1 pseudogene is annotated in these 212 nt (G+C 32.5%); it reads right to left on the bottom strand.

The features are described from left to right. Positions 1-212 (bottom strand): annotated as a pseudogene (locus tag V6260_RS19300) (fatty acid desaturase); the annotation flags it as partial.

Raw genomic sequence — 212 nt, 5'->3', positions numbered from 1 at the left:
TAACATTTGGCGTAAATAAAATGGCTTATTTAGCACAAAGTGATGAATGGTATGCGTTTTACAAAAGTTAAAACAAAACAAGTGAAACGTCATAAATAAACGACTCGTTAGTACATGTGTTTGTTCAAGCATATTATTAACACCGCCATAGTACTGCATGCTTGAGGTAACAAAATTAAGCTAGCTTGAGCTAATAATATTAGGCGCAATAA

Origin of the sequence: Pseudoalteromonas aliena (genome assembly GCF_038155085.1) — a bacterium.
Classification (GTDB): domain Bacteria; phylum Pseudomonadota; class Gammaproteobacteria; order Enterobacterales; family Alteromonadaceae; genus Pseudoalteromonas; species Pseudoalteromonas aliena_A.
This window is presented reverse-complemented; position numbering and strand designations above follow the sequence as displayed.